The organism is Leuconostoc lactis KCTC 3528 = DSM 20202 (genome assembly GCF_014651235.1).
GTDB classification, from domain to species: domain Bacteria; phylum Bacillota; class Bacilli; order Lactobacillales; family Lactobacillaceae; genus Leuconostoc; species Leuconostoc lactis.
On the sequence record NZ_BMWM01000001.1, the window covers coordinates 114,310 to 135,876 of the forward strand.

20 protein-coding genes are annotated in these 21,567 nt (G+C 45.8%); 3 read left to right on the top strand and 17 right to left on the bottom strand.

All coding sequences use genetic code 11. The features are described from left to right. Positions 1–105 precede the first annotated feature (105 nt). Genes mvaD through fni form a run of 3 tightly spaced genes read left to right on the top strand, consistent with a single transcriptional unit; the run spans position 106 to position 3,128 of the window. Positions 106–1,059: a diphosphomevalonate decarboxylase gene (gene mvaD, locus IE039_RS00530; protein WP_189428545.1), complete on the top strand. Its 954-nt coding sequence runs from the start codon at positions 106–108 to the stop codon at positions 1,057–1,059. Then, complete coding sequence (locus IE039_RS00535) at positions 1,052–2,080, top strand: phosphomevalonate kinase (RefSeq protein ID WP_189428579.1); 1,029 nt, start codon at positions 1,052–1,054, stop codon at positions 2,078–2,080. The genes mvaD and IE039_RS00535 overlap by 8 nt, the downstream gene beginning before the upstream one ends. Then, complete coding sequence (gene fni, locus IE039_RS00540; RefSeq protein ID WP_010003052.1) at positions 2,073–3,128, top strand: type 2 isopentenyl-diphosphate Delta-isomerase; 1,056 nt, start codon at positions 2,073–2,075, stop codon at positions 3,126–3,128. The genes IE039_RS00535 and fni overlap by 8 nt, the downstream gene beginning before the upstream one ends. 21 nt (positions 3,129–3,149) lie before the next feature. On the opposite strand, the gene hpt is transcribed toward fni, so the two are convergent. The 17 genes from hpt to purE form a co-directional block, all read right to left on the bottom strand. Further along, positions 3,150–3,713: a hypoxanthine phosphoribosyltransferase gene (hpt, locus tag IE039_RS00545; protein ID WP_010003051.1), complete on the bottom strand. Its 564-nt coding sequence runs from the start codon at positions 3,711–3,713 to the stop codon at positions 3,150–3,152. After that, a complete protein-coding gene (gene purB, locus IE039_RS00550) occupies positions 3,710–5,005 on the bottom strand; it encodes an adenylosuccinate lyase (protein WP_010003049.1) in 1,296 nt (431 codons plus the stop codon). Before purB ends, hpt begins: the two co-directional genes overlap by 4 nt. 178 nt (positions 5,006–5,183) lie before the next feature. After that, the gene (locus IE039_RS00555; protein WP_010003048.1) at positions 5,184–6,401 is read right to left on the bottom strand and encodes an OFA family MFS transporter; all 1,218 of its coding nucleotides are present in this window, start codon (positions 6,399–6,401) and stop codon (positions 5,184–5,186) included. Positions 6,402–6,527: 126 nt separating this feature from the next. Next, on the bottom strand, positions 6,528–7,331 hold the full coding sequence (locus tag IE039_RS00560; RefSeq protein ID WP_010003047.1) for an alpha/beta hydrolase: 804 nt from the start codon (positions 7,329–7,331) through the stop codon (positions 6,528–6,530). Between the two features lie 67 nt (positions 7,332–7,398). Next, positions 7,399–9,063 carry a formate--tetrahydrofolate ligase gene (locus tag IE039_RS00565; protein WP_010003046.1) on the bottom strand — a complete coding sequence of 555 codons (1,665 nt, stop codon included), beginning with the start codon at positions 9,061–9,063 and terminating at the stop codon, positions 7,399–7,401. Positions 9,064–9,090: 27 nt separating this feature from the next. Continuing rightward, positions 9,091–10,347 (bottom strand): phosphoribosylamine--glycine ligase, encoded by a 1,257-nt coding sequence (gene purD / locus IE039_RS00570; RefSeq protein ID WP_189428546.1) that lies wholly within the window; start codon positions 10,345–10,347, stop codon positions 9,091–9,093. A gap of 174 nt (positions 10,348–10,521) precedes the next feature. Beyond that, the gene (locus tag IE039_RS00575) at positions 10,522–10,983 is read right to left on the bottom strand and encodes an 8-oxo-dGTP diphosphatase (RefSeq protein ID WP_010003148.1); all 462 of its coding nucleotides are present in this window, start codon (positions 10,981–10,983) and stop codon (positions 10,522–10,524) included. 60 nt (positions 10,984–11,043) lie between these two features. Then, entirely contained in the window at positions 11,044–12,570 is a 1,527-nt protein-coding gene (gene purH / locus IE039_RS00580; protein ID WP_010003147.1) for a bifunctional phosphoribosylaminoimidazolecarboxamide formyltransferase/IMP cyclohydrolase, read from the bottom strand. Next, entirely contained in the window at positions 12,567–13,157 is a 591-nt protein-coding gene (purN, locus tag IE039_RS00585; protein WP_010003146.1) for a phosphoribosylglycinamide formyltransferase, read from the bottom strand. Before purN ends, purH begins: the two co-directional genes overlap by 4 nt. Next, complete coding sequence (purM, locus tag IE039_RS00590) at positions 13,151–14,188, bottom strand: phosphoribosylformylglycinamidine cyclo-ligase (RefSeq protein WP_010003145.1); 1,038 nt, start codon at positions 14,186–14,188, stop codon at positions 13,151–13,153. The genes purN and purM overlap by 7 nt, the downstream gene beginning before the upstream one ends. After that, on the bottom strand, positions 14,185–15,807 hold the full coding sequence (gene purF, locus IE039_RS00595; protein WP_189428547.1) for an amidophosphoribosyltransferase: 1,623 nt from the start codon (positions 15,805–15,807) through the stop codon (positions 14,185–14,187). The genes purM and purF overlap by 4 nt, the downstream gene beginning before the upstream one ends. Beyond that, positions 15,789–18,011 carry a phosphoribosylformylglycinamidine synthase subunit PurL gene (purL, locus tag IE039_RS00600; protein WP_189428548.1) on the bottom strand — a complete coding sequence of 741 codons (2,223 nt, stop codon included), beginning with the start codon at positions 18,009–18,011 and terminating at the stop codon, positions 15,789–15,791. Before purL ends, purF begins: the two co-directional genes overlap by 19 nt. A gap of 69 nt (positions 18,012–18,080) precedes the next feature. Beyond that, positions 18,081–18,749, bottom strand: coding sequence for a phosphoribosylformylglycinamidine synthase subunit PurQ (purQ, locus tag IE039_RS00605; RefSeq protein ID WP_010006384.1), 669 nt, complete (start codon positions 18,747–18,749; stop codon positions 18,081–18,083). Next, the gene (gene purS / locus IE039_RS00610; RefSeq protein ID WP_010006383.1) at positions 18,746–19,012 is read right to left on the bottom strand and encodes a phosphoribosylformylglycinamidine synthase subunit PurS; all 267 of its coding nucleotides are present in this window, start codon (positions 19,010–19,012) and stop codon (positions 18,746–18,748) included. The genes purQ and purS overlap by 4 nt, the downstream gene beginning before the upstream one ends. A gap of 11 nt (positions 19,013–19,023) precedes the next feature. Continuing rightward, on the bottom strand, positions 19,024–19,767 hold the full coding sequence (locus tag IE039_RS00615) for a phosphoribosylaminoimidazolesuccinocarboxamide synthase (RefSeq protein ID WP_010006381.1): 744 nt from the start codon (positions 19,765–19,767) through the stop codon (positions 19,024–19,026). Further along, entirely contained in the window at positions 19,754–20,869 is a 1,116-nt protein-coding gene (gene purK, locus IE039_RS00620; RefSeq protein WP_010006379.1) for a 5-(carboxyamino)imidazole ribonucleotide synthase, read from the bottom strand. The genes IE039_RS00615 and purK overlap by 14 nt, the downstream gene beginning before the upstream one ends. Next, a complete protein-coding gene (gene purE, locus IE039_RS00625; protein WP_010006377.1) occupies positions 20,866–21,351 on the bottom strand; it encodes a 5-(carboxyamino)imidazole ribonucleotide mutase in 486 nt (161 codons plus the stop codon). Before purE ends, purK begins: the two co-directional genes overlap by 4 nt. Positions 21,352–21,567 lie beyond the last annotated feature (216 nt).

Below are 21,567 nucleotides of genomic sequence, written 5' to 3' on the forward strand. Positions count from 1 at the left end.
CGCATTTTATTGCAAAATTTTGCCCCTGCCCACAGCTGCTCACCCCAGCTGTGGCTAAATTATGATAATATTAAGATAACTCAATTTTGGATAGAAAGAACGTTTATGACAACCACAGCAACTGCCCATACCAACATTGCCCTCATTAAATATTGGGGAAAAAAGGATCCGATTTTAAATCTACCAACCACGAGCTCGATTTCACTAACGCTCAATGAATTTTATACACGCACCACCGTGAGCCAAAGTGCTTCAGCCGATGAATTACTGATCAATGGGCGACCTTTTGATAGCCAACGTATCCACCGCTTCTTAGACATGCTACGCGATAATTTGGGCGACTTTGCCCCACTGACTGTTGCATCAGAAAATCATGTGCCAACCGGCGCGGGACTTGCATCCTCTGCATCAGCTTTTGCGGCCTTAACTGGCGCAGTAACGCGTGAATTGGGACTCGAGCTCGATAACATGACGTTATCGCGTTTAGCCCGTCGGGGTTCTGGTTCCGCCTCACGCTCGTTTTATGGTCATTTTGCCATTTGGCATGAAGGTCATGATGATGCCTCATCATTTGCCGAAAGTTTGCATGCCCCCGACATGCCCATTGCCTTAGTGGTCGCAGAAGTCTCAACAGCCATGAAAAAGGTGGGGTCGACTGAAGGAATGCGGCGCGCGGCAACATCGCCTGATTATGCGACTTGGGTGCAAAATAGTGCGACCCAATTGCGTGATATGCAAGCTGCCATTCAAGCCAGTGACATTGAAAAAATCGGCACGATTGCCGAAACCAATGCCCTAGCGATGCATGATTTGAACCGAACAGCCCGCCTGGACCCGTTCACTTATTTTACCAATGACACAACCGACATTTTGACCTTGGTCGCTGACATGCGTCGTCAAGGATTACTAGCTTTTGCCACGCTTGATGCCGGCCCAAATGTTAAAATCATCACCACACAAGCACACGCACCATTGATTGTGTACCAGTTACAAGCCGCTATGCCCGATCTTCACCTTGAAATCGCCACTAGCGGTGCAGGTATTCATTATGATGACTAAACGCTCAGTCCCCGGCAAACTCTTTTTAGCTGGCGAATATGCCATTACGGCACCTGGCCATACCGCAGTTATCGCGGCCACAGCGATGGGGCTAAACTTAACCGTGACCGATGCCCCTACCTCATCCGTCACGTCTAATAGTATTGCGACAGCTTGGCACTTTAACATGGCAGAGCCGATTACCGTTGGGCAAGATCACTGGCGTTATGTGCAAGCCGCCATTAAAATGCTTCAAGACTATACCCAATTTAAAACGACTTTACCAACGCTATCAGACGTTAACATCACCATCGAAAGTGATTTAAACGGACCATATGGCAAACTGGGGCTCGGTTCTTCTGCAGCTGTTGTCGTTGGGATTATTGACGCCCTTGATGCCCATTTTTCACTGCATTTACCACGCCTAACCCGCTTTAAGCTGGCTGGTTTGGCCCACTATTTCGTGCAAAAAAATGGTTCCCTAGGTGACATTGCCTCCATTACATACGGCGGCGTAATCGCCTATCAAAGTCCGGATTTAACCCAAGTGATCGGTACAGCACAACAGTGGCCAACGCCTGAAGCGATTGACCGTGACTGGCCAGCTCTCAACATTACCCCCTTACCTTGGCCAAGCCACTGGCGCTTATTACTCGGCGCTACCCATGAATCAGCTGATACCAAGTCAGCCATTCATCAACTCGACCTTAACGCTACTTTCTTGACGCAGAGTCAACAAGCTGTCTCTCGCGTTATTCAAGCCTTAACGACACATGACTATCCCCAATTAGTTCAGGCACTCCAAGCAAATCAAAACTTACTGCAAACATGCTTGCCAGCAGGTTACGTGACGCCAAAGCTTGCCCATTTCCTCGCCAGCTTAAATCAAGTTGCCGGAAAAATTAGTGGTGCCGGTTATGGCGACAATGGGTTTGCCGTAGTCACTGATGAGGCCGAAACACTCATCAAAGTTTGGCAGGCGGGCGGTGTTGATCCCCTATTTATGACGATTTTTCCCGAAAACGAGGTGCACTATGACTGAATCCGCACAAGCCCATCGCAAAGATGAACACTTATCTCTTGGTGTCAAACTTTGGCGGCAACAAGAAAATAACCCCATTGGCGCAACTTTTGCCGATGTCCGCTGGTTACCAGCCACTTTCCCTGAAATGGCGGTTGCCGAAGCGGATGTCCACACAACATTGTTTAATCATACGTTTGACTGGCCTTTTTATATTGAAGCGATGACAGGTGGCTCAAATTTGACGGGCCGGATCAACGGTCAACTCGCAAGCGTTGCCCAAAAAACTGGTTTAGCGATGGCCGTTGGCTCACAATCCATCGCACTCAAAGAACCGGAAGTCGCACAAACCTTTAAAATTGTCCGTGACATGCATCCTGATGGCTTTTTAATCGCGAATCTGGGTGCTGATCATCCCATTGCCCATGTTCGTGACGCCATTGACATGATGGATGCCAATGCCATCGAATTACATGTCAATGTGGCACAGGAATTAGTGATGGCTGAAGGTGATCGTGCTTTCTATTGGCTGGATAACTTAGCGACTGTCATTGCAAAGTCACCGGTACCGGTTATTGTCAAAGAAGTTGGTTTTGGCATGAGTCAGCAGGCTTTTGACACCTTAAAGCAGTTACAACCAGCTGCTATTAATGTTGGCGGGGCTAATGGCACAAACTTTGCAATGATTGAACGACGACGTGATCGTCAGGCTGACAACTTTAATATTGACCAGTTTGGTTTATCAACCGTTGAAAGTTTACTGTCAGCACAATTGGCACAGAACACATTACCGGTGATTGCTACTGGTGGCATCGCGTCGGCCAATGACGTCATGACAAGCCTCATGCTAGGGGCAACGATTACGTCCAGTGCGGGCTATATGCTCAACACTTTAATGACGCATGGCGAAGCCGGCCTCATTGATGAAATTATATCATGGCAACGTGCGTTACCACGACTCATGACCCTGCTTGGTGCACGACACCTCTCAGAACTACCATCAAAGCCACGGCTGTATGCCTCAAATCTACAAAACTTTATCAACCAAAGCAAAAACGCAACGCCTTAAGGCGTTGCGTTTTTAGTTTGATTACTTAATCAAATCAATTTTATCAAAATCAATAATGGCAATAACCGGCAAATTACGGAAGAAATTATTGTAATCCATGCCATAGCCAACTAAGAATTCATCGGGCACATCAAGACCAAAGTAATCAACGTCAAAGTCAACCACCCGAGCGGCCTTTTTATCAGCTAAGGCTACCGTCGTCACACTTGCGGCCCCTTTGAGTTCAAAATAGTTTTGCAACCATTGCATCGTCCGACCAGAATCAATAATTTCATCGACGATCACGACATCACGTCCTGTTAAATCCATGCTCACGTCATGGACCACTTTAACTTGGCCAGTTGAAGAAGCACCTGAATAACTTTTGACATCGACAAAGTCAAAGTCAACATCCAATGGCATTTTCCGGAGTAAATCTGTGGCAAAAATCACCCCACCCTTGAGGACTGCAATAAAAACTGGCCGCTTGTCATTATGCGCAAATTTACTGGTAAGTTCATTCGCCACACGTTGCACTTGTGCTTGAATATCTGTTTCCGTTGCTAAAACTGTCTTAATTGCTGGATGGTTAATTAGTGATGTCATGCCAAACCTACTCTCTTAAAAATTTCATCAACATGACGCAAGTGATAGTGATAATCAAACGCGTCATCAATTTGTGCTTTAGTCAAATGGGCAGTGATTGTTGGATCCGCATCAACCAAGTCACGGAACATCAATTGTTCATCCCATGAACGTGCTGTCAATGGTTGCACCGTATCATAGGCTTGTTCACGTGACAAGCCGGCATCAATTAAGCTCAACAACAAACGTTGTGAATAAATCAAACCGTAAGTGCGATCCATATTGTGACGCATTTTTTCAGGGAAGACACCCAAATTCTTCAAAATACCTGTTTGACGATTCAACATGTAATCCAATGTTGTCGTTGCATCAGGCAAAATAATGCGTTCGGCTGAAGAATGTGAAATATCGCGTTCATGCCACAATGTCACATCTTCAAGTGCTGTTACGGCATAGCCACGCAAGACACGTGCCAAACCAGTAATATTTTCATTACCAATTGGGTTACGCTTGTGTGGCATTGCTGAAGAACCCTTTTGTCCTTTAGCAAAGCCTTCTTCAACTTCATGAATTTCTGAGCGTTGCAATGAGCGAATTTCCGTTGCCAATTCTTCCATTTGTGTCCCAATCAACGCAATCGTTTGCACGTAATCAGCATGCAAATCACGTGGTAACACTTGTGACCCAATTGGTTGTGGCGTCAAGCCCAATTCCTTCATGGCCACGGCTTCGACATAAGGTGGCACATTGGCAAACGTGCCTACGGCACCAGATAACTTACCGGTTTCGACTTCAGCAGCCACCCGATCAAAACGTTCAATCGCGCGTGTTGCTGACGCATAGAAGCGTGCCATCTTCAAGCCAAAAGTGGTTGGTTCGGCATGTACACCGTGTGTGCGTCCCATCATGACAGTGTCTTTATACTTCAAGGCCAAATCTTTAATGGCTTCGCGCCATTCTTGCAAATCTTGTTTAATAATATCGTTGGCTTGACGCAAACGTAATGCTTGCGCTGTATCAACAACATCGGTTGACGTTAAGCCATAGTGAATCCACTTACGTTCTTCGCCAAGTGATTCTGACACGTTACGGGTAAATGCCACAACATCATGGCGCGTTGATAACTCAATCTCTGCAATGCGGTCAACGTCAAAAGTGGCGTTTTGACGGATTTTTTCCAAATCTTCTGCAGGAATGTGCCCCGCAGCGACCCAGCCGGCATCCACAGCAATTTCAACATCGAGCCAAGTTTGATATTGGTTTTGTATTGACCAAATATCACGAAGCGCTTGACGAGAATAACGTTCAATCATGTTTAAGATTCCTCTACTTCTTTAGTGTTCTAGCTTTCAATTCAATTGTAACAGGTAAAACACGAGTTACGTTCGTTATTTTATGAGGTTTATCTCACAAAGTCAACGAACAGTTAGTAAAATACGAACAATCACGTCGTTTATTTAAGACAAAACGAACGTTAGGATTGTAAGCGTTTTACTCGATAATGGTTTGCGTTGGTTTCACCACAAACGTGGCAATCCCCAAAGCCACCGCATATAAAATCGCAATGGCGATAAAGACATTTTGATACGGCATCCCCAAACCATGCACAATCAAACTCGCTAGTTGATTCCCCGATAAACCAGCCGCTGCCCACGCCGTTAAAGCCAGGCCGTGAATTTTTGAAATGGCATGCATGCCAAATCGATCCGCTAACAAAGGTGGTAAAGCTGAAAAACCACCACCATAACTGGCGTTAATCGCAAAAAATGTCGCCACAATCACGACCGGCATCACCACACTCTGATCTGGTAAGAAAAAGGCCAATAACGCCATTACCAATGACAGGATGAAAATCACTTGATAAATCGTATTGCGATCTTGTAAACGGTCTGAGAAGCTCGCAAACCCAATCCGACCCGCGGCGTTAAAAAAGGCATCCACACTCACCACCACCGCAATTGCTGCTAGTGAAAAGGCCGCCGTCCCCGACGGGGTACGCAACCCAGCTAAAATATCTTTTTCTTGGGAAATAATCGCTAGTCCAGCGGTAATGTTTAAATAAAACATCAGCCAAATCCCCATAAAGTTGTGGTTCTTTAGTAATACCAAAGGATTAAAACGCTGTTTGAGTGGCTTTTCTTGCCAATCAGCCGGCTTACGAATCAACCAAGCACCCGTCAGCATCATCACGGCAAACACGCCACCCAAAATGACAAACATTTGCCAGAGACCGATCCGTAGTTGTAGTTCGATCATGACGGGTGAAAAAATCATCTTGGCCAAACCAAAACCCGCCACTGCCAAACCCGTGCCCAGCCCCTTATTTTCTTTAAACCATAACATCAAATTTTTGACTGGTGTTAAATATCCAATCCCTAACCCAATGCCCATGACCACACCATAAAAGAGATAAATCCCAAGCAATGATTTTTGTTGAATACTGATGCCGGTGCCAATCATCCCCGTCACAAAAAAAATCGTCGCCAAGATGGCGGACTTTTTAATATCTTGTTCCACAAAATGCCCTAAAGCTGCTGCTGATAACCCTAAAAATAAGATTGCAATTGAAAAAGCCCACTCCACGTTGGCCACCGATGCCCCAATATCATCGGCAATCGCCTGCTTAAACACACTCCAAGCATAGACGGTCCCAATACTGCCATGAATCAATAACGCTGGCAATGCCGCCCGCAGCCATTTATTTTCCATTTATTCGTCTCCTCACGATTTATCTTATCATTTAATCATATATTTCTTTTTTTGTAAACAAATGACGTACAATCATAAAATATAATATGAACTAAATAAAAAAACACGAACTTTAAGTGTTCGTGCTTAAGACAACCGTTCTTCTGGTTGATAGTTAATTGGCAGCCATTCGAGGACGCGTTCGATGTGTTGATCCCAATAATACCAATCATGAGTGCCTGGACTTGTTTCAAACGTCACGTCATAGCCTAAGGCCTGAATTTGTGGGATAGTGGTTAAATTATTGTGATATAAATAGTCCTGCTCCCCAATCCAGGCGTAAAGTTTCGGGCGTACGGGTGGCGTTTGGGCTTGTGTTTTAGCAAGGGCAATAACATCATTTTCGGAACCTTGTAACTGATCCATATCGCCAAAGATACCAGACCAGTAGGCCGGACTTTGCCAAGTTGTGCGTCCAGGAAAATTTGGATCACCCAGTAACGCGCCAGAAAGTGAGGCAGCATAACTAAACTGGTTGCTACCCAACGCCATTTTAAAAGCCCCATATCCACCCATTGACAAGCCAGCCACAAAATTTTTCTCACGTTTTTGTGAAATTTGTGGGAACAATGTTGCCACTTTTTGCGGTAACTCGTGGCACAACGCATCAAAATAAGCCATCCCATATTGTGTATTGGTATACCAAGCTAAATCAGTCGACGGCATGACAATGGCTAGCGGTGTTTGTCGCACGAGCCGTTCAATACTTGTCCGCCGCGACCAGACCGCTTGATCGCCTGACATGCCATGCAATAAGTACAAAACTGGGAGATCTTGCAGATCAGCTGGTGTCCATTCCGGCATGTGATCAGATAGTTCTGGTAAGATTACCTGCATCACGCGATCCATTCCTAATACTTGTGAGTAATAATTCACTTCAAGCTGTGCCATGGCGTTATCCTTCACTTTCTTTTATGCATCGCCAAAAACGTTAGCAGTGCCCTGCTAACGTCGTTATTTAAAAGAGTCCAGTTATTTTACCTGTTTCGTCAATATCAATGTCGAATGCTGCTGGATGTTTTGGCAAGCCCGGCATCGTCAAAATCGTCCCTGTCATCACAACTAAGAAACCGGCGCCTAATTTCGGCACAAATTCACGAATGTGAATCACAAAGTCTTTTGGCGCGCCGAGTTTTTTAGGATCGTCAGAGAAAGAATATTGTGTTTTCGCCATGATAATGGGTAATTTATCCCAACCACGTTGTTTAAACTCTGCGAGTTGTTTTTGCGCGGTTGCTGATAATTCAACGCCCGCCCCACCATAAATTGTGGTCACGATGGCGTTCAACTTATCCAACGCCTCATCATCTGGTTGATACAGTGGCGTAAAGTCGGCTTCTTGATCCGCCACTTCAATCACAGCAGCGGCGAGTTCTTGCGCCCCAGCACCATCTTTGGCCCAAACTTCGGTGGCATACGCTGTTGCCCCAAACTGCTCAGTATACGCTTTAATGGTTTGAATTTCTGCTTCGGTATCGGCAGTAAAACGATTAATGGCCACCACCACAGGCACACCGTAACGGCCCATAGCCAGCAAGTGTTGCCCCAAATTTTCAAGTCCAACAGTTAGTGCTGGGATATTTTCAGCATCTAAATCAGCTAAAGCCACGCCCCCATGATGCTTCAAGGCGCGAACGGTTGCCACGACAACAATCGCATCTGGCGTTTTGCCCAACAATGGCACTTTCACATCCAAGAACTTTTCACCACCAAGGTCAGCGCCAAAGCCCCCTTCAGTCACCGCATAATCTGCTAATTGCAACGCCGTTTTGGTTGCCAAAATAGAATTAGTTCCTTGGGCAATATTGGCAAAAGGCCCGCCGTGAATAATGGCTGGTGTATGTGCCAACGTCTGAACTAAATTAGGCTTGATGGCATCTTTCAACAAGACCGCAATCGCGCCAGCAATACCCAAATCTGCTACCGTCACCGGCGCTTTGTCGTAGGTATAACCCACCACAATTCGCGCCACACGGGCTTTTAAGTCCATTAAATCAGTTGATAAGGTCAAAATAGCCATCAACTCTGAGGCAACTGTAATGTCAAACCCATCTTCTCGCGGTACACCAGAAGTCGGTCCGCCCATCCCAATCGTGATATGGCGCAGCGCACGATCATTAATATCTAACACGCGCTTCCAAATAATACGACGCGGATCAATATTTAATGGATTACCTTGTTGTAAACTATTATCCAATACGGCAGCAATCGTATCATGGGCTGATGTGAGTGCATGAAAATCCCCAGTAAAATGCAAATTAATATCCGCCATCGGGATGACTTGTGCCATCCCACCACCAGTCGCACCACCTTTCATCCCCATCACAGGGCCCAGTGACGGTTCCCGAAGGGCAATCATGGTTTTCTTACCAGCCATTGCTAACGCATCTGCCAAGCCAACCGTTACCGTTGATTTCCCTTCACCAGCAGGCGTTGGGTTAATCGATGTGACCAAAATAAGCTTACCCAACTGCTTTGATCGGGGCACCGTTGGATCTAATTTGATTTTGGCTTTATCAAAACCGTAAGGTTCAATTTCATGGCTGGCCAAACCGGCAGCAGCAGCAATCTCTGTAATCGGCTTAACGGTTGCGGCTTGGGCAATTTCAATATCTGTTTGCATCTCTTTATCCTCGTTTAACTGCACTTCTCACATCTTATCCATCTCATGTTGGACAGCCTGATAGGCAATGTCATGACGGTACTGTAATGTTAATTGTAATTGATCAATGGTCTCATACACTTTTTGTTGCGCTGTTTGCGTATCTTGTGCATGGGCGACAACCGTCGCTACTCGGCCACCGCTGGCAAGCCCATTTTTCACACCGGCATAGTTAATCCCCAATGGTGCCACATCGCTTGGTGTTGGGACACTGGCGCCTTTTTCGGGTGCTTCTGGATAACCAGCAGCAGCCAAAACAACGCCGACATAAACGGCATCTGTTTGCCATGCTGGGTCAACTGCCTGACCTTGGAGTAAATCAACAATTAATTGATAAAAATCACCAGTGTACTGCGGCAACACAACTTGCGCTTCAGGGTCACCAAAGCGCACGTTAAATTCAATCACTTTAGGCCCTTCAGCCGTTAACATCACCCCTGTATATAAGACACCGGTGAACGGTGTCCCTTCTTTTGCCATGGCGGCAATCGTTGGCATGACAAGCGTGTCAATGGCTTGTTGCCGAACTTCTGCAGACAACCAACGCACTGGGCTATACGCGCCCATACCACCAGTATTTGGCCCCTTATCCTGATCAAAGCGACGTTTGTGGTCTTGTGCTAATGGCGCATGTGTGACCACCCCATCTTGGCCCACAAGTGAGAAAATTGAGAACTCAACGCCGTCAAGATAACTTTCAATGACCAGTTTTGCTTCTGGCTGACGTGTATACAAGTCGGTTAAATAATCCGCTGCTTGGGTAGCTGTTGTGACAATCGTCACGCCTTTGCCCAAAGCCAAACCATCTAGTTTAAAAACAATTGGCAAGCCAAATTCAGTCACAGCGGCTTGGGCAGCTGTGTGATTGGTCACCGTCCGTGATTGCGCCGTTGGAATATTGTATTGGTCAAGTATTCGCTTCGTGAATGACTTTGACCCTTCTAATTGCGCTGCTGCTTGCGTTGGGCCAAAAATTTGCAACCCTGCTTGGCGGAACACATCCACCACGCCCAGTGTCAAGGGTTCTTCGTTCCCAACAAATGTTAAATCAACCGCTTCAGTCACCGCTAAGTCACGCAAACCTTGTAAATCTGTGACGGCGACAGCTGCGCGCCGCAAGACGTCATCCGTCATGCCATCATTGCCAGGCGCGACAATAACTTGTTCAACCTGTTCACTCCGAAAAAAGGCCTGAGCAAGCGCATGCTCTCGCGCACCTGAACCAATTACTAATACTTTTTTCATATTATCCTCTAAACTGACTACTAAATATCAAACTATATACTTAGTTTAGCAGAATTTTCGCGGCTTGTGTTCGTGTATAAATTATCTTTTTCTCACAAATATAAAAAGCGTTCGTTAATAACGAACCTTTTGGCAATTAACACGAAACAAAACGAACATTAAGGATGTATGCGGTTACAACCACGATAACGACCGTTCACCAGCAATCCTTGGTCCCAATGCCAATTCATTAATTTGCGGATCGTCAAAGACCGGTAGCATTTCTTTAAAAGTTGGCGGTAACAGCATATCGTTTAACGCTTCACGCGTCGTCCAAAAAATTTGTCCTTCACGCCCAGATTTAATATCACCTTGAAACTGGGTTGCCTTAAACAAAAAGACGATGTAGCGTTGACCGTCTGGCAAAGGCCATTCCTTCAACCCGACCAGCTGGGGCTGTGAAATTGTCAACCTTGTTTCTTCATATGCCTCACGGATAGCACTGGCCACAATTGTTTCACCTGCTTCGATGTGACCACCAGGAAATGTCACGCCTGGCCAAGATGGGTTTTGTCGATCTTCGACTAAAATTTCATGCGTCTGTAGCTTTTCAATCATAATCATGTTCGTTAATTCGACGGGGGTTGTTCTTGTCATCTGTGTACCTCTTTTGGCATTATAGCATAAAAAAAACGTCCCAAAGGACGCTTAAAAGGTTTAATGCTTAAAATGACGTGTGCCGGAAAAGACTAGTACAATACCCAATTCATCGGCTTTAGCAATCGAATCTTTATCCTTAATTGACCCACCTGGTTCAACAATTGCCTTGATCCCATGTTCTGCTGCATATTGAACCGAATCATCCATTGGGAAGAAAGCATCTGAGGCCAAGACGGCTTCATCAAAGCCTGGCTTTGTTTCAGCTTTTTGAATCGCATAGACCACCGAATCAATACGATTTGGCTGACCTGCACCCATGCCCAAAGTTTGGCCATCGCGCGCCACAATAATCGCGTTAGACTTCACGTGCTTGACTACTTTTTGCGCAAAAATCATCGCCCGCAATTGTTCAGCTGTTGGTTGTGCCTTTGACACAACTTCAAAGTTTGTTTCAGCATCCGTATACAAGTCGCGCTCTTGCACCACAACACCACCCAAAACAGACGTGACTTCTAACTTTTGTGGTACTGTCGTTGTAAATGGTACTGTCAACAAACGCAAGTTTTTCTTGGCTGACAAAATTTCAAAGGCTTCCGGTGTAAAGCTTGGTGCAATGATGATTTCCAAGAAAATCGCGTGCATTTTTTCGGCCGTTGCGGCATCAACTTCGCGGTTCAAAGCGACAATACCACCAAAAATTGATACATCATCAGCGGCAAACGCCTTGTCCCAGGCTTCTTCCAAAGTTGCCCCTTGCCCGATACCTGCTGGGTTCATGTGCTTCACAGTGACAACCGTTGTCTCGTCAAATTCAGCAATAATGCGCAAAGCGGCATCCGCGTCGCGAATATTGTTGTATGACAATTGCTTACCATGCAAAATATCGGCATTCAGCACAGAATAAGCTTCTGGCAAAGCTGTCTTATAGGCCGCTGCCTTTTGATGTGGGTTTTCACCATAGCGCATGTCATCAAACTTTTCGTATGGCAAAGTCAAGTTCTGAGGAAATTCTGTTGTCGTCAAATAATCCGCAATCAAGGCATCATAGGCTGCTGTGTGTTGGAAAACCTTAGCGGCTAATGACTTTCGGTAATCCGCATCAACACTGCCAGTTTGCAATTTGTCAATCACAACATCATAATCGGCTGGATCAACAATTGGCAAAACGGCTGCAAAGTTCTTGGCGGCAGAACGCAACATTGATGGGCCACCAATATCGATGTTTTCAATGGCTTCGGCTTCTGTCACCCCATCTTTTTGAATCATTGACTTGAAGGGATACAAGTTCACAACCACCATGTCAATGGGTTCAATGTCAAACTCACTTAACTTAGCCATATGTTCTGGCAAATCACGACGTGCCAATAACCCTGCATGGACGCGGGGATGCAATGTCTTGACCCGACCATCTAACATTTCAGGAAAATCTGTGACATCATCGATGGCAATCACGTCCAGTCCTGCTTCAGCAAGCACTTTATGCGTGCCGCCCGTTGAAATCAATTCATAGCCTAAGGCAACCAACTTTTCAGCAAATGGTACCAGACCACTTTTATCAGAAACACTGAGTAATGCACGTGTCATTTTAAGAAAACTCCTTCGTTAAGTAACTGTTCTAAAGTATTGGGATATAAAACATGTTCGACCTGGTGGATTCGTGTTTCCAAATCCAACAACGTATCTTCTGGATAACGCGGTACGGCTTGTTGGGCAATAATTTGGCCCGTATCAATGCCGTTATCGACATAATGAACGGTCACCCCAGTCGTGTCAACGCCTGCCTCAAAAGCATCCAAGATACTGTGTCGACCTGGAAAAGCGGGCAACATGGCTGGATGCAAATTGATAATTTTACCAGCATAGGCATCAATTAATTTTGGCGTTAAAATCCGCATATAGCCAGCCAGTAAAATACCATCAACTTGATCATCGGCTAGTTGGTCTAAAATTGCTTGTTCAGCGGCTGGTTTTGAGTCATACGTTGAGTACTTGATAAAAGTCGCCGGCACACCGAATAGTTTGGCTAAGTTTAAGGCCCCAGCTGATGACTTATCCACGATTAACCGCACAATTTCAGCCTCTAACTGCCGTTGTAAAATGGCATCATACAAGGCTTGAAAATTAGTCCCTGTCCCCGACGCAAAAACGGCTAAGCGTACTTTTCTTACCATGGGACGTCTCCTGAATAAACGACGCCAGCCCCAGCATACGGCACCATTTCACCGATCACGTAAGCGGCTTGATCTTGCGCAGCCAATGACGCTAATACCGCATCACGATGAGCAGGCTTCACAATCAAGACCATGCCCAATCCATTATTGAAAGTCAATAACATATCGTCAAGGGTGAGTTGCCCAGCAGCTTGTAACGTGTTAAAAATTGGCAAGATTGGCCATGCGCCCCAGTTGATTTGCGCCGAAAGCGTGGCCTCATAGGCACGTGGTAGGTTTTCCGTCAAACCACCACCCGTAATGTGTGCCATCGCTTGCAATAAACCAGCTTCAACTAATGGCCAAGCCGGCTTGGCATACAGAGCGGTTGGTGTGAGTAAGGTCGTCTTGAGGTCTTCAGGTAATTGATTAAAGTCATCATCTGATTGAATCCCTAAGACATGACGCACTAATGAGTAGCCATTTGAATGAATTCCAGAAGATGGCAAACCAATCAAAACATCGCCAACCGCCACGTTTTTAGGGTTTAAGAGTTGGTCTTGCTCAGCCACACCAACAGCAAATGCCGCCAAATCATAATGCTTAGGCGCATAAAGACCTGGTAATTCTGCACTTTCACCACCAATTAACGCCATTCCTGAAGCTTTGGCCGCCTTGGCCACACCCGTGACAATTTCTGCCACGACTGCTGGTCGCATCTTATCCACGGCAAGATAATCCAACATAAATGCCGGCTTGGCCCCTTGTGCCAAAATATCGTTAGCCACCATCGCCACAAGATCTTGTCCAATCGTATCGTGTTTATCAGCCGCAATCGCTAGTAACAACTTTGTCCCGACACCATCAGCACCCGATACCAAGACAGGGTTTTGGTACTGATTACCTAAAGCAAAAGCTGCCCCAAAGCCGCCTAAGCCATCCAAAACTTGTGCATTATACGTATCAGCGACCGCATCTTTCATCAATTCGACGGCTTCTTCACCGGCTTTAATGTCGACGCCTGCTTGCTGATAAGCGTTTTGTCCGGTCATACTTCTACTCCCTGAATTGTTTGTGAATCTAAATGGATCGTCCCATCAGCCATGATTTCTTCGTTGCGTAACGAAGCGACTTGGCGGCGATGATACGTGGTCGTTGGTTCAGCAGTAAAGTCTACCGCACCCGTTGCTACAAAGTCAGCTAGACTGTCTTCATAATCATAGATTGGACTTGGGTAGTGACCATCAAAGTACGCCGTTGTCAGACCTGTACCTTCACCATCATAGGGTAAATCAATCGCCTTGACTAGCGCATCGACAGTCAAGAAACCAAGCGAATCCGCCTCAATCTTGTCGCGCATCTCATCTAGCGTATTATTAGCGCCCATTAATTCAGCAGTCGTCTGCATATCAATCCCATAAAATGATGGGAATTTAAAGACTGGACTGGCAATACGCACATGCACTGACTTGGCGCCGGCTTCTTTTAACATCCGTACAATAAACATTGAGGTTGTCCCACGAACAATTGAATCATCCACCAAGACAACATTTTTGCCACGCACAACATCTTTAACGGCACTTAACTTCATGCGGACAGCCCGTTCGCGCTTATCCTGAGTTGGTTCAATAAATGTTCGGGCAATATATTGGTTTTTCACCAAACCCATTTCATTGGGCAAGCCAGTTGCTTCCGCAAAACCAGCCGCTGCTGAAAGGCTTGAGTTCGGTACCCCAACCACAATATCTGCTTCCGGCACCGGCTGTTCTGCAGCAAGGGCGGCACCCATGCGCTTGCGCGCCTTATGCACGTTCACGCCGTAAATTGTTGAGTCAGGTCGCGCAAAATAAATATATTCCATCGAATCAATATTGAGCGTCGTCTTATCGGTATAACGATCAATCGTTAAGCCGTTATCATCAATCGTAATCAATTCGCCAGGTTGCACATCACGGACAAAGCGTGCACCAGCAACATCCAAAGCAGCTGTCTCTGATGTAACCACGTAATGACTATCAGGCATTTGCCCAATCACAAACGGCCGAAAAGCATGCGGATCTAAAGCAGCATATAGACCATGTGGTGTGAGCAACAGATAAGCAAACCCACCGCGCACAATATTCAAGGCTTCTTTCAACTTGTCCACAAACTTATCCGCCTTTGAGCGGCGAATCAAGTGCAACAAAATTTCTGAATCTGATGAACTTTGGAAAATGGCGCCCTTTTTTTCCAACCCTTGGCGGAGTGACTTCGCATTCGTCAAATTCCCATTATGTGCCAAAGAAATTTGCATGTCGTGAAAATTCACCATCAAGGGTTGAATGTTTTCAATGCCGTGAGAACCAGCCGTTGCGTAACGGACATGCCCGATAGCACTTTCGCCAGCCAACGCTTCAATCCGTGTTGGATCGCGGAAAACATCACTCAACAAGCCTAAGCCACGTTCTTGCCAAAGATGTCCGTTGTGATTGGACACGATGCCTGCACCTTCTTGACCACGGTGTTGCAAGGCGTGCAACCCGTAATAAGTCAATTGCGCAGCATCTTGTCGGCCCCAGACACCAAAAATCCCACATTCTTCGTTTAAGCTCCGCACATTGACACGGGCTGTTTCCGCCTGTCGCGCCAAATTAGCGGCCATTTCCTGTGTGGTTACGCTTGTAATTGCCATGAGATACTCTCCTGATAAACCTTTTGTGCTGCCTGACGTGACAACACAATTTCGTCGGTTGTTGTTGCCACAACAATATCATCGCCGGTTGTGACGTCGCCAATACGCGTGGCTAAATCGCCCGCCAAGGCTTCAAAAGCAGCCACTTTATCTGCCGCCACACTCACCACGAACCGGCTTGGTGTTTCGGCAAACAAATATGGTGTCGCTAAGTTTGTGTTGACATTGAAGCTCAATTGACCAGCAAAACTGCTTTCCAACAAACCAACAATCAAACCACCTTCAGCCAAATCATGCGCGCTAGCCAGTAACTGTTGCCCAATTGCTTGACGGACAAGCGTTTGAGCAGCCATTTCTGCTGCATCATCAAATTCAAAAAGTTGGCCGTCAATCGTGCCGGTTTGCATTTTTTGGATTTCTGAACCGTTGAAACTCGCTTGTGTTGCTCCAATCACATAAATCACATCGCCGGCTTGCTTAAAGCCAATCGTCGTCGCAAGGTCAACGTTATCCAGTAACCCAACCATCCCGATCATTGGCGTTGGGTAAATAGCTTGACCATCAGTTTCATTGTAAAGCGAGACATTGCCCGAAATAATTGGTGTGTTGAGTTGCTTGGCCACCTCATTAATACCGGCAACCGCTTGATCTAATTCATAATACACTTCTGGATTATCTGGTGACCCAAAGTTCAAGCCATCCGTAATCCCAATTGGCAAAGCACCCGTCGCGACAATGTTACGGGCCGCTTCAGCGACTGCCATTTTCGCCCCAACACGGGGATTTAAGTACAAATAACGTGCATTGACATCGGTCGTCATGGCCAACGCCTTCTTTGTGCCACGCACGCGCACCAAACTGGCATCACCACCAGGCTTAATGGCCGTATCCGCACGCACCATTGAATCAAAATGACGGAATAGACTGGCCTTTGAGGCAATCGTTGGTTGGGCCAACAAGTCAAGAATTGTCTGTTTGACATCAGACAAGTCAGGTTGATACTGATCAGCCGTAAAGGTTGCCAAACGCTTTGGTTCAGCCATTGGCAAGTCTTGCTTTGGCGCATGTGTCAAAAAGTCAATCGGCACATCAGCGACAATTTCATCATTAAATGACAATACGTAGCGGCCATTATCTGTTACTTCACCAATCACCACAGCATCCAAATCCGCTTCGTGGAACAAATCTAAAATGGCTTGTTCTTCACCGCGCTTCACCACCAATAACATCCGTTCTTGTGATTCTGACAACATCAGTTCATAAGGGGTCATGTGCGTTTCACGTTGCGGCACTTTGTTCAAATTCAACGTAATACCCATGCCAGCTTTAGCGGCCATTTCAGAACTTGATGACAACAATCCAGCAGCGCCCATGTCTTGAATCCCAACGATAATGTCAGAGTGGTCATGAATAGCTTTTAATGTCGCATCCATAACCAACTTTTCTAAGAAAGGATCACCAACTTGGACTGCTGAACGATCTGATTCGTGTTCAGTTGAGAACTCTGCTGAAGCAAATGACGCCCCGTTAATCCCATCGCGGCCAGTTTTGGCGCCAACATAGATAATCGCATTCCCAACACCTTTGGCTTGACCGACTTGCATAGCCGCTTGATCCATTAAACCAACCGCCATAACATTGACCAAAGGATTACCCGCGTAAACATTATCAAAGCTGATTTCACCACCAACTGTTGGAATGCCAATCGCGTTCCCATAACCAGCAATACCGGCAATCACACCATCAACAATGTGCTTCGTGTGCGCATCGTCTAATTCTCCAAAACGGAGTGAATCAAGCACAGCAATGGGTTGCGCACCCATTGAGAAAATATCACGCAGAATGCCACCAACACCAGTTGCCGCACCTTCATAAGGTTCAACGAAACTTGGATGGTTGTGACTTTCAGCTTTGAAAACGACCGCTTGACCATCACCAATGTCTAAAATCCCCGCACCTTCACCTGGTCCTTGCAAGACGCGTTCATTTGTTGACCAGAACTTACGTAAAATTGGCTTTGATTTCTTATACGACACGTGTTCAGACCACATGCCAGAAAAAATACCCGTTTCCGTATAGTTAGGGAGGCGCTTGATTTCAGCAACGATCAAATCGTATTCTGCTTCCGTTAGTCCCCATTGTGTGTAAATTTTTGAATCACGAACTTGCTCAGGTGTGAGTTCGTTACTTGTGACTGTTGTCATGTTTTTTTGCCTTTCAATAAAACGTCAATAATTGCCAAACGGCATGCCCCGATGTTGACTCAACCTCGTCTATGCGCGTGCCAAGATACCAGAAAGAATGCTTTTGAAGAAGTTTTGACCATCAATGTTACCAGTCACAGCATCCACTGCCCGTTCAGGATGTGGCATCATGCCAAAGACATTGCCCTGTTCATTCATGATCCCAGCGATATCGTTGGCTGATCCATTAGGATTTTCGACATAACGGAAGACAACTTGTTGATTTTCTTCTAACTTAGCCAAAGTGGCATCATCGGCATAGTAATTCCCTTCACCATGCGCAATAGGAATCATAATCGTTTCTGCTGGATCATACGCATTTGTAAAGGCAGTTTGTGAATTAGCGATGCTGAGTGGCACTTCATCACAGATAAAACCAGGGGTCGCATTAACCAATAATTGACCTGGTAACAAACCGGCCTCAGTTAAAATTTGGAAACCATTGCAAATCCCAACAATCAACTTCCCGTCATTGGCTGCTTGCGTCACCGCACTCATAATTGGTGAAAAACGGGCAATCGCCCCAGTTCGCAAGTAATCGCCATATGAAAAGCCACCTGGCAAAAAAATGGCATCAAAGCCAGTTAAATCATTGGCTTTTGCGGAAATAATTTGCGCATCAACACCGAAATCTTGTAAAGCATAGAGCATATCAAAATCACAGTTTGAGCCAGGAAAACTAATTACTGCGGCCTTCATGCAGTCACCTCATCTTCAACTAAACTCAAATCAAAGCGATACGTTTCTGTATTTTGATTAATCAACAACGCATCCGTAAAGCTTTCAACTTCTGCTGTCGCTGTATCAACATCCTTAGCATGCAACTTCACTTCAAAATACTTACCTTGCGCCACTTGTTCAACACCGGCGTAATCCATACGTTGGAGGGCTGCTTTGATGACTTCACCTTGTGGGTCCAAAATTGAGGGTTTATAAGTCACATAAATCTTTGCTAAATACATTTTTTCTCTCCTTAAATCGCTTCCTGTAATCGTGTGAGGACGTCGTGATAGCCAACCGTGACATCACCTGTGTGTTGGCGGAAAACATCTTTATCTAATGACTTACCAGTGGCAATATCCACTAAACGCATGTTGTCGGGTGATAGTTCATCGGCTAAGATAATTTTGCCAGCGACTGTACGGCCAAATTCTAGTTTGAAATCAACCAGCCGAATGCCAACTTGTTCAAAAAGCACGCTGAGTAATTGGTTAACATCTTGTGATTTTTGACGTAATTGGGCCAATTCAGCGGCAGTCGCATGACCCAACGCCAAAATCTGAGAATCATTCATGAACGGATCATCTAGGGCATCCGACTTGAAATAAAATTCTTGCACCACCGGCGTTAAGGCTTGCATTGGTGTGGCAGCAAACTTGCTGACAAAGTGTCCTGAGGCATAGTTACGCGTCACAACTTCAATTGGCAAAATGTCTACGGCCGTCACCAATTCATCGGTGGCTGAAATCGACTTCAAGTAGTGATTATCAATCCCGTGTCGCGTCAAATAGTCAAATAATAACTGGCTAATGGCACTATTAAGCTCCCCTTTACCAGTAATCGTTTCCTTGACTTTACCGTTTAAAGCAGTGGCTTGATCAAGATAATGCACCCATAAAATTTCTGGGTCATTGGTGGTATAAACCTGTTTGGCTTTACCCGTATATTTAAGAGTGGCTTGTGTAATCTCACGATTTTCAAATTCAACGCTGGTCATGTGTCTGACTCCATTCATATAGTTTCTGGCTATTATCATCACCAATCACCGTAATATGCCCCATTTTACGATCACGTTTGATCGCTGCCTTGCCATAATCATGGAAATGCCATTCCGGATGATTGACGAAATCTTCCCGTGCTTGCTGGATTTCATCGCCCAAAAGATTAAGCATGAGGGCTGGTGCTTGCGCGGTAATCACTGGCAGTGATAAGCCAGTAATACTACGAATATGCCCCTCAAATTGAGAAATATTCGTCGCTTCAATGGTGTAATGTCCTGAGTTATGCGGGCGTGGCGCCAGTTCATTGACCCACACATGATCATCACTGACAAACAATTCAATGCCCAACACGCCACGTAAGGACAAGCTATTGGCAATACTCGTTGCGATTTGTTGAATTTTGGCTGTATCGGCCGCACTTAACACGGCTGGGGCAGCACTGGTTTTTAAAATATGATTGACATGGACGTTTTCTACAATGGGCCAAAAGACCACGCGATCATTAGCATCACGTGTCACCATGATACTTAATTCTTTTTTAAATGGGACGCGTTGTTCCAAAATCAGCGTGCCTGTAGGAAAATCAGCCAAAAGAGCCGCCACATCCGCTTCATTGTCAACTGACCATTGTCCGTGGCCATCATAACCACCACTGACGGTTTTTAAAATGGCTGGTAAGGTAATCCGACCAATCGCATCGGCAAATTCTTTGGCGGAGTGGATGGCCATAAATTGCGCAACTGGGACTTTCGCCACATCACGGATAAACGTCTTCTCAGTTAAACGATTACTGGTAATTTCTAGTAATTTAGTCCCTTGTGGCACTAAATCAGCATGTTTCGCCAGTGCCGTCACGTCGACGTTTTCAAATTCGTAAGTCAACACATCACTGCGGGCAGCTAACTCATCGATTGCTGCTTGATCATCATAGGCAGCCACGATTTGAAAATCGGCCACTTGGCCTGCCGGTGCAGCTGAGGTTGGATCAAGCACACCAACTTTATAGCCCATGGTCTTTGCGGCGATTGCCATCATTTGGCCAAGTTGGCCACCGCCAATAATGCCGATAGTTGCCGGTGGCAAAATAAGATTGGTCATACGAGGTCAGCCTCACTATCAATCGATTGTTGGGTTTGCTTGGCACGGTACGCCATCAAATTAGCCAAAATGGCTGGCTGGCCTTGCGCGACAATTTGCGCTGCTAAGATCGCTGCGTTCTTGGCGCCTGCTTCACCGATGGCCACCGTAGCGACTGGTATACCAGCTGGCATTTGTACAATTGACAAGAGTGAATCCAAACCATTGAGTGCCCGTGACTGCATCGGTACGCCAATAACTGGCACTAGCGTATTGGCCGCTAGCATACCAGGTAAATGCGCTGCACCGCCAGCACCTGCAATGATCACTTGTAACCCCTTGTCCTGTGCTGCTTGCCCAAAGGCTTGCAACTGCTCTGGCATGCGATGAGCTGAAATCACATGCTTTTCATAGGTGACGCCCAACGTCTCCAATAATTTGACTGTTTGCTTCATTGTTGGCCAATCACTCGTTGATCCCATGACTACCGCGACTTGTGGCATAATACCCTCCATTGTTCGTGTTTTAACGATAATTCAATCTAACATTAATTATTCGTTCGTCTGCTATTTAAATTTAACAGAAAAAAGCGCAAAATAGTACGATTTTAAATAAGAAAATTCACACAAATTAAAAAAACGTTCGCTATACACGAACGTTACCGTTAATTTAAGCTTGATAAACGAACGTTTGCTTTGTAAGCGTTTCCGTAATGCCAA

What these genes read in the sequence shown, in the direction of transcription:
- purN (WP_010003146.1), bottom strand. Translation starts at nt 13,157, where the DNA reads ATGGTAAGAAAAGTACGCTTAGCCGTTTTTGCGTCGGGGACAGGGACT.
- IE039_RS00560 (WP_010003047.1), bottom strand. Translation starts at nt 7,331, where the DNA reads ATGGCACAGCTTGAAGTGAATTATTACTCACAAGTATTAGGAATGGAT.
- IE039_RS00555 (WP_010003048.1), bottom strand. Translation starts at nt 6,401, where the DNA reads ATGGAAAATAAATGGCTGCGGGCGGCATTGCCAGCGTTATTGATTCAT.
- IE039_RS00615 (WP_010006381.1), bottom strand. Translation starts at nt 19,767, where the DNA reads ATGACCAGCGTTGAATTTGAAAATCGTGAGATTACACAAGCCACTCTT.
- purD (WP_189428546.1), bottom strand. Translation starts at nt 10,347, where the DNA reads ATGAAAAAAGTATTAGTAATTGGTTCAGGTGCGCGAGAGCATGCGCTT.
- IE039_RS00565 (WP_010003046.1), bottom strand. Translation starts at nt 9,063, where the DNA reads ATGCAAACAGATATTGAAATTGCCCAAGCCGCAACCGTTAAGCCGATT.
- mvaD (WP_189428545.1), top strand. Translation starts at nt 106, where the DNA reads ATGACAACCACAGCAACTGCCCATACCAACATTGCCCTCATTAAATAT.
- purK (WP_010006379.1), bottom strand. Translation starts at nt 20,869, where the DNA reads ATGACCAATCTTATTTTGCCACCGGCAACTATCGGCATTATTGGCGGT.
- purM (WP_010003145.1), bottom strand. Translation starts at nt 14,188, where the DNA reads ATGACCGGACAAAACGCTTATCAGCAAGCAGGCGTCGACATTAAAGCC.
- IE039_RS00575 (WP_010003148.1), bottom strand. Translation starts at nt 10,983, where the DNA reads ATGACAAGAACAACCCCCGTCGAATTAACGAACATGATTATGATTGAA.
- purH (WP_010003147.1), bottom strand. Translation starts at nt 12,570, where the DNA reads ATGACACGTGCATTACTCAGTGTTTCTGATAAAAGTGGTCTGGTACCA.
- hpt (WP_010003051.1), bottom strand. Translation starts at nt 3,713, where the DNA reads ATGACATCACTAATTAACCATCCAGCAATTAAGACAGTTTTAGCAACG.
- purQ (WP_010006384.1), bottom strand. Translation starts at nt 18,749, where the DNA reads ATGAAGGCCGCAGTAATTAGTTTTCCTGGCTCAAACTGTGATTTTGAT.
- purF (WP_189428547.1), bottom strand. Translation starts at nt 15,807, where the DNA reads ATGGCAATTACAAGCGTAACCACACAGGAAATGGCCGCTAATTTGGCG.
- purL (WP_189428548.1), bottom strand. Translation starts at nt 18,011, where the DNA reads ATGACAACAGTCACAAGTAACGAACTCACACCTGAGCAAGTTCGTGAT.
- purE (WP_010006377.1), bottom strand. Translation starts at nt 21,351, where the DNA reads ATGCCACAAGTCGCGGTAGTCATGGGATCAACGAGTGATTGGCCAACA.
- purB (WP_010003049.1), bottom strand. Translation starts at nt 5,005, where the DNA reads ATGATTGAACGTTATTCTCGTCAAGCGCTTCGTGATATTTGGTCAATA.
- fni (WP_010003052.1), top strand. Translation starts at nt 2,073, where the DNA reads ATGACTGAATCCGCACAAGCCCATCGCAAAGATGAACACTTATCTCTT.
- IE039_RS00535 (WP_189428579.1), top strand. Translation starts at nt 1,052, where the DNA reads ATGACTAAACGCTCAGTCCCCGGCAAACTCTTTTTAGCTGGCGAATAT.
- purS (WP_010006383.1), bottom strand. Translation starts at nt 19,012, where the DNA reads ATGTATTTAGCAAAGATTTATGTGACTTATAAACCCTCAATTTTGGAC.